This is a genomic window from Kocuria sp. UBA1838, from assembly GCF_002338785.1.
GTDB classification, from domain to species: domain Bacteria; phylum Actinomycetota; class Actinomycetes; order Actinomycetales; family Micrococcaceae; genus Kocuria; species Kocuria marina.
Genome location: NZ_DDIY01000005.1, coordinates 1 through 15,110, shown reverse-complemented (window position 1 = coordinate 15,110; position 15,110 = coordinate 1). Strand labels below are relative to the sequence as shown.

Here is a 15,110-nt window from a genome sequence, read left to right as displayed (position 1 = left end):
GGGCGTGGCCATCACCACCACGCCCACCTGTGGCGGGCCTGCATCGCCGAGCCCGGCCGAGCGACGCGTCACCCTTGCGAGGGTGGCGCCGTCGCCGCATGTCGGCTCCGCCCCTCGGGGGTGAGTCCGGGACCGGCGCCCTCATGGGTCGAATCACTCGGCCCGGCCATCGAATTCGGCGGCAGCCTCTCGGTGATCCTGGGACCCGCGCGGTGTTGCGGGGCGGCCTGGCACCTCTTCTCCGCGTCGTGCAGCAGCGTCCCTTCGCGTGAGAACACTGTGAACGTTCCCCGAGATGCCGGGGGCGGCCCAGGACGTCGTGGTGGACGGGAACCTGATCACCAGCCGCTCGCCCGATGACCTGCCTGCGTTCTGCGATACGATGGGGGCGAAATTTGCGAGCAATTCGACCCGGGAAGAGGTGATGTCATGAGCGTGACTAAGGGACTGCTTGTCAGGCTGGAGGCCCTGCCCGGCAAGGAAGACGAGGTCCAGGAATTCCTCGGCATCGGGCGAGGGCTCGTCGAGGAGGAACCGGCCACCGTCGCATGGTTCGCGATCCGTCTCGGCCCATCCTCCTTCGGGATCTTCGACGTGTTCCCCGATGACGATGGCCGCGACGCGCACCTGTCCGGCGCAGTTGCCACCGCTCTCGGCGAGCAGACCGGCAAACTGTTCAGCGAGCCCACGATCGAGAAGTTGGACGTCCTGGGCTCCAAACTCCCCGCCTGACACCACAGACCGGGAGTACTGGCCCAGAGAGGAGGGGTCGTTGCGCGCGGTGACTTCGGGCTTACACAGCCCGCTGACGTCGTGGCAGCGGCCCCTTCTCTTGCGGCCTATCGCTAATCACCAACGGATCGAGGAACCGCGATGACAGGAACTGACGACGGCGTTGCCACGACGCGTTCACCCGAGGTAGCAGTGATCGGGGGCGGGATCGTCGGTCTGTCCACGGCGTACGCGCTGCGGGAGCAGGGCGTGCCGGTGCGCTTGTACGAGGCTGGTCTGCCCGGGACGGGTCAGTCCGCAGGCGAGTCGCGGATCTTCCGGCATGCCCATGACGACCCGCGACTGGTCGCTTTCGCGCGCGAAAGCCGCGGCGTATGGGATGAGTGGGCCGAACACTTCGACGTCGAGCTGGTCTCATCAGACGGTGTCCTGGCGATCGGAGACAGCGCCCTGGCGCGGCTGCGGGTGCTCGACCAGGTCGGCGGCGTGGAAGCGCACGAGATCGACGCGGCCGAGGTCGCCCAGCGGATGCCGCTGCTCGCTGGGTACTCGGGGCCAGCGGTGCTCGACGAGTCGGGCGGCGCGATCCGCACCCGCGCCGCGATCACGGCACTCACGGGTGCTCTCGCAGATGCGATCACCACCGGTGAGGTCATCTCCATCGATCCCCGCGCCGACGGGACGGTCGAGGTGCGCAGCGTCACCGACCGGGCTGTCTACTCCAAGGTGGTCGTGTGCGCCGGCCGCGAAACCGCCCGCCTGGCACGCAGCGTCGGCCTGTCGCTGCCGGTTCGCCTCGCCGCACACGTACGGCTGACCTTCGACGTGAAAGCCGCCGCCCCGGCACGAGTCGCGTGCCTGCAGGACAGCAGCGGCGTCTTCGGCGAAGTCGGCGTCTACGCCACGCCGCTACCGGGCAACAGCAGCTATTCGGTCGGACTCAGCGACACCGTCGGCGTCCGCGACGACGGAACTTTCATCGACCCGGCGGCGATTCGATCGCTGGACGAACGCGCACGCGAATACGTGACACGGGCGCTGCCCGGTCTCCACCCAGAGCCGCGCGACTTCCTCCACTGCTGGGTGACCGACCTCCCGTGGAGTGAGGACGGCGTGGCCGTGTGGGAGGCAGGCTCTGTCTTCTTCGTGGCCGGTCACAATTTGTTCAAGCAGGCACCTGCACTGGGTCGCGCTCTTGCCCGGGCTGCGACCGGCGGCGGTCTCCGCGCCGAGCTCACGCCCGAAGCGCGCCTCGGCGAGGCCCAGGGCTAGCCCCGGTCTTTCATGACGGCGGTCGGGATCGTGTCGGAGCCGTGTGGTCGAGTGCGCCCGTGTGCGGAGTGACTGCGGGTACGACGACGGGCTGGCTGGCGCTGTCGGGCTGCGGTTCTCCGGGTGGTGATGTCGGGGGCGCACCGGCCAGCTCAGGCCGGTTGCGGGATGGCGGCGATGTGCGCGAAGACCGCGACGATCGCGGCTGCCCAGGGCCACGACCCCGGGATCTTAAGGCGACGTCGGCGTGCGCTGTGAGCGAGTCGGGCGGGCACGTGGAGGAATCGGTAGCGCAGCGCCTTCGGCTCGCAGGTTGCCAACATGGCGGCGGAGCCGCTGCAGCCGAGCAGGCGGGTCCACGCGGTTAGGTCGCCCGCGATCTGGGTGATCATCAGCCAGGTCTGGTTGATGTTGAACTTCCGCGACGGAAACCGTCCCAGGCCGCTGTCCTTGGCGTGGCGGATGCGGTCCTCGACCCGTGCATGGGCCCGGTGCCGGGCCTCGAGAAAGGCGAGATGGCCGGCCGTGGTGTTGGTGTCGAAGACTTCGTAGCGCCAGCCGTCGCGTTCCTCGAACAGAGACAGTTGCGCGCCGGGGTGGGGGCGTTCGCGGCGCACGATCACCCGCATCCCGGCTGGCCACTTGGCGAGAACCTTCGGGTCGATGAGGCCGGTCAGCTCGGCGACGTCGCCGCCCTCACGAACGCCGCCGTTGGCATCGAGTGCTGGGGTCCAGACCTTCTTCGGGACCAGATCGATGGCATCGCGGAGCTTTCCGGTGATCGCGAATCCCACGCTGTACTCGACGCTGCGGCCGCGGACCGTGCCCCGTCCGGTGAAGGAAGGGGGTTCAAGGCGCTCCGTTCGGCCACAGGCGACCGCCGGCGAGAGCGCCGGGGGGACCAGAAGGGGACCACGAAAAACGACCGCCGGACATGATGAAGCCCAGGTGAGAAACCTGCTCTCACCTGGGCTTTTTTGTCGGGATGACAGGATTTGAACCTGCGACCCCTTGACCCCCAGTCAAGTGCGCTACCAAGCTGCGCCACATCCCGCGACCGTGTTCGACACCGTTTCCGGCCCCGAACACCCGAGTTACATTACCCCAACCCTGCCCGAATTTCACATCGGCGCGAGCGACTCGCGAGCCGCCCGCGCCGACTGGAAACCGAGCCAGTAGGGGCAACCACTCAGCGCTTGCGCTGGCGCTTCTCCCGCACCCGCATGGTGACCTCCAGCGGGGTGCCCTCGAAACCGAAGGTCTCACGGATCCGACGCTGGATGAACCGGCGGTAACCGGGGTCCAGGAACCCGGTGGTGAACAGCACGAACTTGGGCGGCCGGGAGGCCACCTGCGTCCCGAAGAGGATCCGGGGCTGCTTGCCACCGCGCACGGGGTGCGGGTGGGCCGCCACGATCTCGCCCAGGAACGCATTGAGCCGCCCGGTGGGGATGCGGCGGTCCCAGGAGTCCAGGGAGGTGTGCAGCGCCGGGACCAGCTTGTCCTTGTGCCACCCGGTCTTGGCCGAGAGGTTCACCCGGGGAGCCCAGGACACGTGGGCCAGATCCCGTTCGATCTCGCGTTCCAGGTAGAACCGGCGCTCGTCGTCCAGGGTGTCCCACTTGTTGAACGCGAGCACCAGCGCGCGGCCCGAGTCCACGGCCATTTGCAGGATGCGCACGTCTTGTTCGGAGAGCACCTCGTCCACGGCGAGCAGCACCACGGCCACCTCGGCGCGTTCTAGAGCGGTCTGGGTGCGCAGCGACGCGTAGAAGTCCGCCCCCTGCTGCAGGTGCACGCGGCGGCGGATGCCGGCGGTGTCGATGAACCGCCACGGTTCCCCGCCGAGCATCACGATCTCGTCCACGGGGTCACGCGTGGTGCCGGCGGTCTCGTCCACGACCACGCGCTCGGAACCGGCGAGCTTGTTCAACAGGGAGGACTTGCCCACGTTGGGCCGCCCGATCAGGGCCACGCGGCGCGGTCCACCCTCGAGCTCGGCCTCGGCCACCTCCGAGTACTCGGGCAGCGCCGCCACGAGGGCGTCCAGCGCGTCGCCAGAGCCCTTGCCATGCAGCGCGGAGACCGGGAACGGCTCCCCCATGCCCAGGGACCACAGCGCGGTGGCCTCGATCTCGAGCTGCGGGGAATCCGCCTTGTTGGCCACCACGATGATCGGCTTGGTCACGCGCCGCAGCATGGACACCACGGCCTCGTCGGTCGCGGTGACCCCCACGGTCACGTCCAGCACGAGCAGCACGGCGTCCGCGTTCTCCACGGCCAGCTCCGCCTGATCGGCCACGCGCTTGTGGATGCCCTTGGCGTCCTGCTCCCACCCGCCGGTGTCCACCAGGGTGAAGTTCTTCCCGTTCCACTCCGCCTTGTAGGACACGCGGTCGCGCGTGACGCCCGGGGTGTCCTCGACCACGGCCTCGCGGCGCCCGATCACGCGGTTGACCAGTGTGGACTTGCCCACGTTGGGCCGGCCGACCACGGCCACCACGGGGTCGGGGCGGCGGGCGTCCCGCTCGTCGTCGCCGTCGACCCAGTCCGCGAGTAGCGCGGCGTCCTCATCGTCCAGCTCGTAGTCGGCCAGCCCTTCGCGCAGGGCCTGCGCACGGGCCTCGGCCTCGGCGTCGTCGATCGCGGCCAGGCGCTGGGAGATGTCCTCGTTGCCCCCGCCCAGGACGGACTGTTCGTAGGAGTCCACCGTGGGCTCGTCCGATGCGCTCATGGTTACCTCGCTTCCTCGGGGGCATTGGCGCCCGTGTCGTGAGGCGCGGCGAGCGCCCCGTCGTGTGTGGTGGCGCGGATGATCAGGTCGATCACGCCCTGCACCGTTTGTTCCATGGTCAGTTCGGAGGAGTCGAGCAGGTGCACACCGTCCTGCGCCGTAGTGAAGTTCACCACGGTGGAGTCCTTGGCGTCCCTGCCCACCACACGGGCCTCCAGGTCCGATGACGCCGCTGCGCCCACCTGTTTGCCCCGCCGCGCCATCCGCGCGGCCTCCGAGGCGGTCAGCAGGATCCGCACCTGGGCGTCCGGGGCCACGACCGTGGTGATGTCCCGGCCCTCGGCCACGATCCGGTACCCGCTGTCCCGGATGATGTCCTGCTGCATGCGCACCAGGACCTCGCGGGCGGGGATGGTCGTGGAGACCGCAGAGACGTGGTCCGTGACCCGGTTACCGCGGATCGCCGTGCGCACGTTCTGCCCGGCCACCGTGATCCGCTCCTCGTGGGGATCGGTGCCCATCTCCAGGGGGACGGTCTCGGTTGCGGCCGTGACGGCCTGCGGATCAGTGAGATCCACCCCGGATTCGAGGCACCACCAGGTCACCGCGCGGTACATGGCTCCCGTGTCCAGGTAGGCCAGGTCGAAGCGGCGGGCCACCTCCTTGGACACCGAGGACTTCCCGGAGCCCGAGGGCCCGTCGATCGCGACCACGAGTCGCGCGTTCGTGTCCCATGCGTTCATCACTGCACCACCTTCCAGCCGCGTTCCTGCAGCTCGTCCACGAGGCCTTCCCGGCGGTTGGGATCCACCGAGGCCACGACCAGGCCCACCGGTTGCCCGGGTGAGTGTTCCAGGCGCAGGTCCTCCAGGTTGACTCCGATCTCCCCGATCTCCGTGAGCAACTTGGCAATGGTCCCGGGGGTGTCGTCCACGGCCACGGTGAAGGTCGCGAAGGCCCGCGGTGCCCCGCCGTGCTTGCCGGGGATCCGCGCCTGGCCCGCATTGCCCTCGGCCATGAGTTGGGCAATGTCCAATCGCGCACCGTCCGCCGCCGGGTCCTCCAGCGTGGCGATGAGCCGTTCGATGTCCTCGCGCACCTCGTACAGCGAGCGCACCACGGGCCGGGCGTTCGCGGAGAGGATCTGCACCCACAGACCGGGGTCCGAGCCCGCGATCCGGGTGGTGTCCCGCAACCCCTGCCCCGCGAGGGACAGGTGGTGCAGCGGGGTGTCCTGCAACCGGGAGGCCAGCAGGGAGGACATCACCTGCGGTACGTGGGAGATCAGCGCGACGGTCTCGTCGTGTTCGGTGGGGTCCAACACCGTGATCGTGGCGCCGAGGTCCACCGCGAGGTTCTTCGCCGCCGTGATGGCGCCCGCACCGGTCTCAGGACCGGGGCAGATCACCCACGGCATGGACGTGAACAACTCCCCGCGCGCGGCCACGGGCCCGGACTTCTCCCGCCCGGTCATGGGGTGGGTCCCCACGTACCGGGTGAGGTCCGCACCGGAGGCCGTGACGGCGGCCAGGATGGGGGCCTTGACGGAGGCGATGTCCAGCACCGTGGCACCCGGGTGATCGGTCAGTGCCTGCACCACGAGCTCGGCCACGACGTCCGGAGGGGCCGCGACCACCACGAGCACGGGCTCGGGCACGTCCCCGCCCGCGGCGCGCACGCTGCGCCCCGCGCCGATGTCCTGGGCCACGGCCTCCGTGGTGGGCGAGGAGTCCCGCAAGTACACGCTCACACCCAGGTGCCGCAGGCCCAGGCCGATGCTCGCCCCGAGCAGACCGGAACCGATGACCAGCACCGGTCCGGTCGTGGATGCTGTCACGGGAACCACGATCACATCCCCACGGACGCGAGGAGGTTGCCCACCTCGGTGTGCGAGAGCTTGCGCACGGTGCCCTGGCGCTGGTCCCCGATCGCAATGGGGCCCACGTGGGTGCGCGCGAGCTTCTCCACGGGGTGGTTCACGGCGTCGAACATGCGGCGCACGATCCGGTTGCGCCCGGAGTGCAGCACCACCTCAATGAGCACGTGCCCGGGGGTGGAGTCCACGAGGCGGAAGTCGTCCACCTTCGCATCGCCGTCCTCGAGCCGGATGCCCTGCTTCATCTGATTGCCCACGCCCTTCTCCACGGGCCCGTGCACCTGGACCAGGTACGTCTTGGGGACCTCGTAGGAGGGGTGGGTCAGGCGGTTGGTGAGCTCGCCGTCGTTGGTGAGCAGCAGCAGACCCTCGGTCTCCACGTCCAGGCGGCCCACGTGGAACACGCGTTCGTGCTTGCGCGGGTCCAGGAAGTCGCTCACGCAGCGCCGGCCGTCCGGGTCCTCCATGGTGGAGACCACACCGGCGGGCTTGTTGAACGCGTAGTAGACGAGCTTCTCGTCGGTCTGGATGCGCATCCCGTCCACGTGCACGGCCTGCAGCACAGGATCCACGCGCACGCCCAGCTCGGTGACGATCTCACCGTCCACGGACACGCGCCCGTCCTGGATCATCTCCTCGCACACGCGCCGGCTCGCCACGCCCGCCTGGGCCATGAGTTTCTGCAGCCGCACGCCGTTCTCGTCGTGCACCTCCAGCCGGTCCACGGGCGGGTTCTTGGGACGACGACGCCGGTGCGGGCCGTGCTCCTTGATCGCCGCCGCGCGGCGCTCGTACTTGTCCACGCCCGCGAACGCGCGAGGCTTCTGGGGTCCCTTGCGGGACGCCGCGGCCTTGGGCTTGCCCGCCGCCTTGCCGCGCCCGGCACCCGGGCCCTTGGAGTAGCCGCGCCCGGCTGCGTCGCCCGAGCGGGATCCGGAGGCCTTACCGGGACCCGAGCGGAAGCCGGCCTTGGGCCCGGATTTGGAGCCCTTGCCGCGACCCTGGGGGCCGCGGGCTCCCCCGCCGCGGGATGGGTTGTTGCGTGATTGTGCCATGCGTCGATCAGTCCTCTATGTCGTCAAGTTGGTCGGTTCCCGGCAGCAGGGGTGCGATGTCCGGGAGCTCGTCCAGCGAGCCGAGACCGAGTTTTTCCAGGAAGAGCGGGGTGGTGGAGTACAGGACGGAGCCCGTGGCTTCCTCGCGCTCGTGGGCCGTAAGCAGCCCGCGCTGCACCAGGGTGCGTACCACGCCGTCCACGTTCACGCCGCGGATCGCCGAGACGCGGGAACGGGAGACCGGTTGCAGGTAGGCCACCACGGCCAGGGTCTCCAGGGCGGCCTGCGACAACCGCGAGCTGCTGCCCTCCACCACGAAGTCCGTGACGAGCTGCGCATGCTCGCTGCGGGAGTAGATTCGCCACCCGCCGGCCACTTCGCGCAGTTCGAAACCACGCACGCGGGCGGCGGGCACCGTGTCGTCACGGGAGGCCGACCGTCCATCATATCCGGCGGCGCCGTCCCGTGGTGAGTGCGCTGGGGTGTTTCCGATCACGCCGTCGTAGTCGGCCTTGAGGTGTTCCAAGGCGCTGCGTACCCGGTGCACGGGCTCGCCCGTGACGCGCGCGAACTCCTCGAGCTGCACGGGGGCCGCGGCCACCATGAGCACGGCCTCCAGGGCCGAATACAACTGCGCGTCGTCGAGCCCTGTGGGCTGTTCCGAGTCGTGGGTGTCGACGATGTCGACATTGGGGGGTCGTGCGGGGCTGGGTTCCGCCACGCGCTCATCATCTCCTTCGGTACGGTTCACACCGATCCTGTGCGGGAATCATTCTCCCAGGTTTTGTTCCCCGGCGCTCGCCGCCGGATCCGCCTCCGCGCCCGTGTACTCGCTGCTCAGGGAATCGGCGGTCCAGTCGTCGGAGCCGTCCCAGCGCACGAGCAGGGGTCCAAGCACCTCGTCCTGGCGCATACGCACCACCCGGTCTCGGTACATCTCGAGCAGGGCCAGGAACCTCACGACGATCACGAGCGTGGACGTCGCGTCCGCGATCAGTGACCGGAACGTGTGTTCCTCGCCGTCCCGCAGCGCCTCGGCGATCGTCTCGGCCTCGTCCGCGACCCGCACCCGCGCGCCGTGGAGGTGAGCGACGTCGACCTCTTCAGGGACGTGCCGCTCGGGGTCCAGCACCACGACGGCCAGGTGCGCGAGCTGACCGGGTGTGAGCGTCCACATGAGCGGCGGCAGGGCCGTGACGACCGCGGGGTCCAGGTCCACGTGGCGCGGGATCCGCACGGACTCCGCGGCGAAGCGCGCGTTGAGCTGCCCCGCGACCTCCTTGAACGCCTTGTACTGCAGCAGGCGTGCGAACAGCAGGTCGCGCGCTTCGAGCAGTTCGACGTCGTACTCGTCCTCGACCTCGCCGCGCGGCAACAAGCGCGCCGCCTTGAGATCCAACAGGGTGGCCGCGACCACGAGGAACTCGCTCGCCTCGTCGAGCGCCTTGGGCGAGGCGATCTCCTGCAACTCTCGCACGTACTGGATGAACTCGTCCGTGACCGCGGACAGGGACACCTGGGTGATGTCCATCTCGTGCTTGGCGATCAGGGACAGCAGGACGTCGAACGGACCCTGGAAGTTCTCGAGCGCAACGGTGAAACCCGCGGCCGCCCCGGACGGCGCGTCCGACGGCTCGCCGGAGGACCCACCCGACGCCGCATTCGCCTCGAGCTCGACGGTGCTCACGAGTGCGTGGGGATCACGGCGCCCCGCCGCGCGAGATCAGCTCGCGCGCGAGCTGACGGTAGGACTCGGCACCGGGGTGGTTGCTCGCGAAGTTGAGGATCGGCTCCGCGGCCACGGTGGCGTCCGGGAACTTCACGGTGCGCTTGATGACGGTGTCGAAGACCTTGTCCCCGAACGCGTCCACGATGCGCGCGATGACCTCGCGCGAGTGCAGGGTGCGGGAGTCGAACATGGTGGCCAGCACGCCGTCGATCTGCAGCTTGGGGTTGATCCGCTCCTGGACCTTAGAGATCGAATCCACGAGCAGTGCGACCGCGCGCAGCGCGAAGAACTCGCAGATCAGCGGGATGATCACGCCGTGGGAGGCCGTGAGCGCATTGACCGTGAGCAGCCCCAGGGACGGCTGGCAGTCGATCAGGATGACGTCGTAGTAGTCCTCGACCTTGCGCAGCGCGGACGCGAGCACCTGCTCGCGGGCCACCTCGGTCACGAGCTGGACCTCCGCGGCGGAGAGGTCGATGTTGGCGGGTAACAGGTCCACGTTTTCCACATGGGTCTGCTGCACCACATCCCACACGTCCACGGAACGGTCCATCATGACGTTGTAGATGGTCAGGTCCAGCTCGTGGGGGTTGGACCCGAAGCCCGCGGACAGCGCGCCCTGCGGGTCGAAGTCCACGAGCAGCACCTTGCGCCCCAGCTCGGCGAGCGCGGCCCCCAGGTTGATCGTGGACGTGGTCTTACCCACCCCGCCCTTCTGGTTGACCATCGCGATGATGCGGGCGGGGCCGTGTTCCGTGAGCTCGGGCGGGTCCGGGAAGGTCCGCACGGGGCGGCCGGTGGGGCCTACGGCGTCCGACGCCGGGTTCTGCTGGGGCGTCTCATCACTGGCGTTGCTCACGGGCGACAGCCTTCCTTCCTGGGCGTCCGTTCAAGTCTCAACGCCCTACCCTACCGCCCGGGGGTGCACCCGACCGGTACCAGCTGCGCTCCCCCGCACGAACGTGGACATGCACCGGGCCCCACCGCGGTGACGGTGGGGCCCGGTACGGGGGCTCGGCGGCGTGACCTGGGGAGTCAGTGCTCCCGCGGGGTCACGGGCCGGGATTCCGGATGTCCCTCGAGGGCCTGCTCCGGGGCGGTCGGGGAGCCGTGCGGGTCCACCGTGAGGGATTCCTCGTCGAAGGGCTCGGCACCCGAGAGCACCCGGCGCACCCGGTCCTTGTCCACCTGCTTGACCCACGTGCCCAGCACCAGGGTGGCCACCGCGTTACCGGAGAAGTTGGTCAGGGCGCGGGCCTCGGACATGAAGCGGTCGATCCCCACGATCAATCCCACGCCGTCCACGAGGTCCGGGCGGTGGGACTGCAGGCCGGCGGCCAGTGTGGCGATGCCCGCGCCGGAGACACCGGCCGCACCCTTGGACGCGATGATCATGAACAGCAGCAGCGTGATCTGCTCCCCCAGCGCCAGCGGCTTGCCCATGGCGTCCGCGACGAACAGCGCGCCCATGGTCAGGTAGATCGCGGTGCCGTCCAGGTTGAACGAGTAACCCGTGGGCACCACCACACCCACGACCGGCTTGGACACACCCAGGTGCTCCATCTTGGCGATCAACCGCGGCAGGGCCGCCTCGGAGGAGGACGTGGAGAAGATCAGCAGGTACTCGCGGGCCAGGTACCTCATGAGCGAGAAGATGTTGACCCCGGAGACGAGCTTGAGGATCAACCCCAGGACCACCACGATGAACAGGATGCACGTGACGTAGAACGCGAGCATGAGCCCAATCATGGACACGATGGCTTTCATGCCGGTGGCACCGACCACCGCGGCGATCGCCCCGAGCGCACCGATGGGTGCGAGCCACATGACCATCATGAGCAGCCGGAACACGACCGCCTGGATGTAGGTCACGGCCTTGAGCACGGGCTTGCCGGACTCCCCCATGGCCTGCAGTGCGAAGCCCACGAGCAGCGCGACCAGCAGGGTCTGCAGGATGTTCCCGGAGGTCAGGGCGGAGAACAGCGTGGTGGGGACGATGCCCAGCACGAAGCCCACGGCACCGCCCTCGGCCGAGTGGTCTCCCCCGGAGGCCAGCCCCGAGGAGTCGTAGTGCGCGTTGGCCAGGTCCAGTCCGGATCCGGGCTGGACGATGTTGCCGACCACCAGACCGATCGCGAGCGCGAACGTGGACATCACGATGAAGTAGGTCAGCGCGAGCCCACCCACCTTGCCCACCGTGGCGGCGTGGGCGATGGACCCCACCCCGAGCACGATCGTGCAGAAGATCACTGGCGCGATCATCATCTTAATCAGGGCGATGAACCCCGTGCCGAGCGGCTTCAGCGCCACACCGACGTCCGGGAACAACAACCCGATCAGCGCGCCGAGCACCACGCCGGCGATCACGAAGATGTAGAGGTAGTGGGTGCGGTCCTTCTTCCGCGGACCGGCGCCCGCGGCGCGGGCTCCCCCGGGGACGCTGCCCCGGACGCGCGTGTCTGACATGGTGTCTCCTGACGGATCGGAGGTGGTTCGGTGGTGGAATGGTGATCAGCCTCACGCACCATCCGCGCCCGCGTCGCGTTGTGGTCATATCGTTCATGACCGGGATCACAGTGCCCGCCTCGGACCTCCCGCTGCCCGCCCGTACGACCCGCACCATTCGCTCGGAGCCGCCATGTCCCTCGCCCGCCGTTTCCTCGCCCTGCAGTTGGGGCTCGTGGTGGTCATCTCGCTCGTGGTGGCCGGTGTGATGGTGTGGCAGACCCACACTCGGGTCACGGAGCAGGCCCAGGCGGTCACGCGGGTGGCCACGGGAACACTCGTGGACGATCCGTTCGTGCGGGACGCACTGCTCTCCTCCGACCCCCACCCGAGGCTGCAGGAGTTGACGAGCACCCTCGAACGGGACACCGCGGTGGACTTCATCACGATCATGACCCCGGACGGCACCCGGATCACCCACCACGACGAGGGCCTCGTAGGTCAGCAGTACCTGGGCGACCGTTCGCAGGCGCTGCACGGCGAGGTGCACACCGCGACCGAGGTGGGTCGGCTGGGTCCCTCCGTGCGCACGATCGCGCCCGTGCGGGACCGGGATGGGACCATCATCGGACTCGTGTCCTCGGGGGTGCTCGTGAACCGGATCGCCGCGGAGAGCCGCCACGAGCTGCCAGGACTCGCCCTGATCGTGGGTGCGCTGCTCGCGGCGGCCTCGGTGGTCTGCGTCCTGGTGGCGCGCTACCTCAACCGCGTCACGGACGGGCGCTCCCCCGAATCCCTCGTGCGCGGTCTCGCGCTCAACCGCGCGGTGCTGTCCCGCGCACGGGAAGGGCTCGTGCTGCTGGACCCCGCCGACCGCCCGGTGCTGAGCAACACGCGCGCCGGTGAGCTGCTCGGCGTCACCCCCGGCGAGCAGCGCGGCTCCTCGCCGGAGGACACCCGCTTCGAGCCGTACGACAACGCCCGCTCCGGCCCCGGGAGCCCAAGACGCGGTCGCGGTCTCTCGGGTCCACGCGGGATCGCCCGACGACGACGCCGCCCCGCCGCCGAGCCCGTGCCCCCGGCCGTGGCCGAGCTGCTCGCCCGGGCGGACACGTTCACGGACGAACGCTGCACCGTGGCAGGACGCACCCTGGTGGCCTCGTGCACCCGGGTCTCGGAGGACTCCGGGCTGCGTGTGCTGATGGTCCAGGACCAGACGGAGCTGAGCAGGATGTCCGGCGAGCTGGACACCGTGCGCACGATGGCCGCCGGGCTGCGCGCCCAGACCCACGAGCACGCCAACCGGATGCACACCGTGGTCTCGCTGCTCGAACTCGAGCGCTACCCGCAGGCCCGGGACTTCGCGGCCTCGACCCTCGAGGGGTCAGTGCGATTGGGTGTGACCGCCCGGGAGATCGAGGACCCGTACGTCGCGGCATTGCTCGCGGGTAAGACCGCCACGGCCCACGAACGCGGCGTGGAACTCGTGGTCGTGACCCACGAGCGGGTGCCACCGCTCGCCGTGGACCCCTCCGAGCTCGTGAGCGTCCTCGGCAACCTCGTCGACAATGCCGTGGATGCGGTCAGCGATGTCGAACGGGACGAACGTCCGGACAACGAACCGCCCACCGTGGAGGTGGAACTCGTCCCGTCCCGAGACGGGCGGTTCGTGCACCTCACGGTCGCCGACAACGGGCCCGGCATCCGACCGGACGTGCGGGAGCGGCTCTTCGACCCCGGGGTCACCACCAAGCCCGCCACGGACGCACCCCGCGGGGTGGGCCTGGACGTCGTGCGCCGGGCGGTGGAGGGCTGGGGTACCGAACTCACGATGTCCCACGAGGCGGGCGCAGTGTTCTCGGTGGACATCCCCGCGCAGCACCCCGCCCTCGATCGAAAGGAGAACCGATGATCCGCGTGCTCGTGGTGGACGACGAAGCCCTGACGGCGTCCGCGCACGCCGAGTACGTGGCCCGCTGCGCGGGATTCGAGGTGGCAGGGGTCGCGCGCAACGGCACGGCGGCCGTGCGCGCGGTGCGGGAGCGGGCGGCGTCGTCGACCCCGGTGGACCTCGTACTGCTGGACCTCACGCTCCCGGACATCTCCGGGCTCGAGGTGGCCCGGGCCCTGCGAGCACAGCGCGCGGCCGTGGACCTGCTGATCGTCACCGCACACCGGGACGTGGCCACGGTGCGGGACGCCACCGCGGTGGGGGTGGTGGGCTACCTCGTGAAACCGTTCACGTTCGACGAGCTGCGGCGCAAGCTCGAGGCCTACGCCGCGTACCACCGGGTGCTCGCGGCGGCCACGCCGGACGACGCCGCGATCGAGCAAGCGGAGCTCGACCGGATCTTCGCCGCCCTGGTTGCTCGCCCCGCTCCCGCGCCGCCCAAGGGTCTCGCTCCCGACACCCTCGAAGCGGTCGCCGGCTTCCTGCGGGAGGCCCCCGACTACCACTCCGCGGGTGAGCTCGCCCGTGAACTGGGGCTGGCCCGCGTGACCGCGCGGCGTTACCTCGAGCACCTGTGCGCGGCGGGATCCGTGGAGCGGCGGGCGCGACACGGCACCCCCGGGCGCCCCGAACTGGAATACGGGTGGCGCCGCTGAACCCAGCGGCGCCACCCGTCACGTGGTCGATCGGTCGTGGGGGGGGGACTACTCGGAGGTCACGGCGCTGCTTTCCGCGCGGGCACGACGGCGCTCGCGGCGCCGTCGTGAGAGCGGGACGTGGACCCTGGCCACGAGCCCGCGGTGCGCGCGGTGCCTCAGCATCTTCAGGGGCCCCGGTGCGGGTACGGCGCGCGTAGAACGCGGCCACCAGCCCGAGCACGCCGAAGGCCACCATGGACGAGGTCCCGTAACGGGACAGGGAGCTCGTGGTTTCCGCCCACAGGGTGCGGCACGCGATGTCCAGGGGCAGGCCCACCAGGAACCCCAAGGCGCCCACGAGGAACAGGCCCAGACCCATCGTGAACATGATGGGGATCTCGAAGCGCACGGCCACGAAGGTCTCCAGGCCTTCCGCGACCATCCCCCGTACGACTCGGTGTTGCGCAGCCCACCGCCGCCGTTGCCGACGGCGCCCAGGATCGCCGGCGCCGATGGACGAACGGCTCGAGGACTGGCCGGGCAGCAGGGTGAGCACCGTGATCATCACGGCGTGCAGCGCCAGGCCGATCCAGAGCCAGATCTTCTAGGCCTGGGGACTCGTGGCCAGCACCGCCGCGACCACCAGGGCCGCGAGACTGACCGGGTTCAACCGGTGGT

13 protein-coding genes and 1 tRNA gene are annotated in these 15,110 nt (G+C 69.7%); 4 read left to right on the top strand and 10 right to left on the bottom strand.

Features of this window, described 5'->3' with window-relative positions:
- Window positions 1-429: 429 nt before the first annotated feature.
- On the top strand, window positions 430-732 hold the full coding sequence (locus tag B3I25_RS01840; RefSeq protein ID WP_064847389.1) for a putative quinol monooxygenase: 303 nt from the start codon (window positions 430-432) through the stop codon (window positions 730-732).
- 141 nt (window positions 733-873) lie between these two features.
- Window positions 874-2,004, top strand: coding sequence for an NAD(P)/FAD-dependent oxidoreductase (locus tag B3I25_RS01835; protein ID WP_193519378.1), 1,131 nt, complete (start codon window positions 874-876; stop codon window positions 2,002-2,004).
- Between the two features lie 152 nt (window positions 2,005-2,156).
- On the opposite strand, the gene B3I25_RS01830 is transcribed toward B3I25_RS01835, so the two are convergent.
- From B3I25_RS01830 to B3I25_RS01785, 10 genes are all read right to left on the bottom strand, one after another.
- The gene (locus B3I25_RS01830; RefSeq protein WP_241246740.1) at window positions 2,157-2,909 is read right to left on the bottom strand and encodes a transposase; all 753 of its coding nucleotides are present in this window, start codon (window positions 2,907-2,909) and stop codon (window positions 2,157-2,159) included.
- A gap of 75 nt (window positions 2,910-2,984) precedes the next feature.
- Window positions 2,985-3,058 (bottom strand) — tRNA-Pro (locus tag B3I25_RS01825).
- 135 nt (window positions 3,059-3,193) lie between these two features.
- Window positions 3,194-4,738, bottom strand: a complete 1,545-nt coding sequence (gene der / locus B3I25_RS01820; protein WP_098055213.1) for a ribosome biogenesis GTPase Der — start codon at window positions 4,736-4,738, stop codon at window positions 3,194-3,196.
- Between the two features lie 2 nt (window positions 4,739-4,740).
- Entirely contained in the window at window positions 4,741-5,481 is a 741-nt protein-coding gene (cmk, locus tag B3I25_RS01815) for a (d)CMP kinase (RefSeq protein ID WP_064847386.1), read from the bottom strand.
- Window positions 5,481-6,590, bottom strand: coding sequence for a prephenate dehydrogenase (locus tag B3I25_RS01810; RefSeq protein ID WP_098055211.1), 1,110 nt, complete (start codon window positions 6,588-6,590; stop codon window positions 5,481-5,483). The genes cmk and B3I25_RS01810 overlap by 1 nt, the downstream gene beginning before the upstream one ends.
- The gene (locus B3I25_RS01805; protein ID WP_144996930.1) at window positions 6,587-7,669 is read right to left on the bottom strand and encodes a pseudouridine synthase; all 1,083 of its coding nucleotides are present in this window, start codon (window positions 7,667-7,669) and stop codon (window positions 6,587-6,589) included. The genes B3I25_RS01810 and B3I25_RS01805 overlap by 4 nt, the downstream gene beginning before the upstream one ends.
- A gap of 7 nt (window positions 7,670-7,676) precedes the next feature.
- Window positions 7,677-8,390, bottom strand: coding sequence for an SMC-Scp complex subunit ScpB (gene scpB / locus B3I25_RS01800; protein WP_369795636.1), 714 nt, complete (start codon window positions 8,388-8,390; stop codon window positions 7,677-7,679).
- A 48-nt stretch (window positions 8,391-8,438) separates the two neighbouring features.
- Window positions 8,439-9,356, bottom strand: a complete 918-nt coding sequence (locus B3I25_RS01795; protein WP_286737629.1) for a segregation and condensation protein A — start codon at window positions 9,354-9,356, stop codon at window positions 8,439-8,441.
- Between the two features lie 13 nt (window positions 9,357-9,369).
- The gene (locus B3I25_RS01790) at window positions 9,370-10,257 is read right to left on the bottom strand and encodes a ParA family protein (protein ID WP_064847382.1); all 888 of its coding nucleotides are present in this window, start codon (window positions 10,255-10,257) and stop codon (window positions 9,370-9,372) included.
- 176 nt (window positions 10,258-10,433) lie between these two features.
- Entirely contained in the window at window positions 10,434-11,864 is a 1,431-nt protein-coding gene (locus B3I25_RS01785; RefSeq protein WP_144996936.1) for a cation:dicarboxylate symporter family transporter, read from the bottom strand.
- 172 nt (window positions 11,865-12,036) lie between these two features.
- On the opposite strand from B3I25_RS01785, the gene B3I25_RS01780 reads away from it, so the two are divergent.
- Complete coding sequence (locus B3I25_RS01780) at window positions 12,037-13,755, top strand: sensor histidine kinase (RefSeq protein ID WP_286737628.1); 1,719 nt, start codon at window positions 12,037-12,039, stop codon at window positions 13,753-13,755.
- Complete coding sequence (locus B3I25_RS01775) at window positions 13,752-14,450, top strand: response regulator (RefSeq protein ID WP_286737627.1); 699 nt, start codon at window positions 13,752-13,754, stop codon at window positions 14,448-14,450. Before B3I25_RS01780 ends, B3I25_RS01775 begins: the two co-directional genes overlap by 4 nt.
- Window positions 14,451-15,110: the final 660 nt, after the last annotated feature.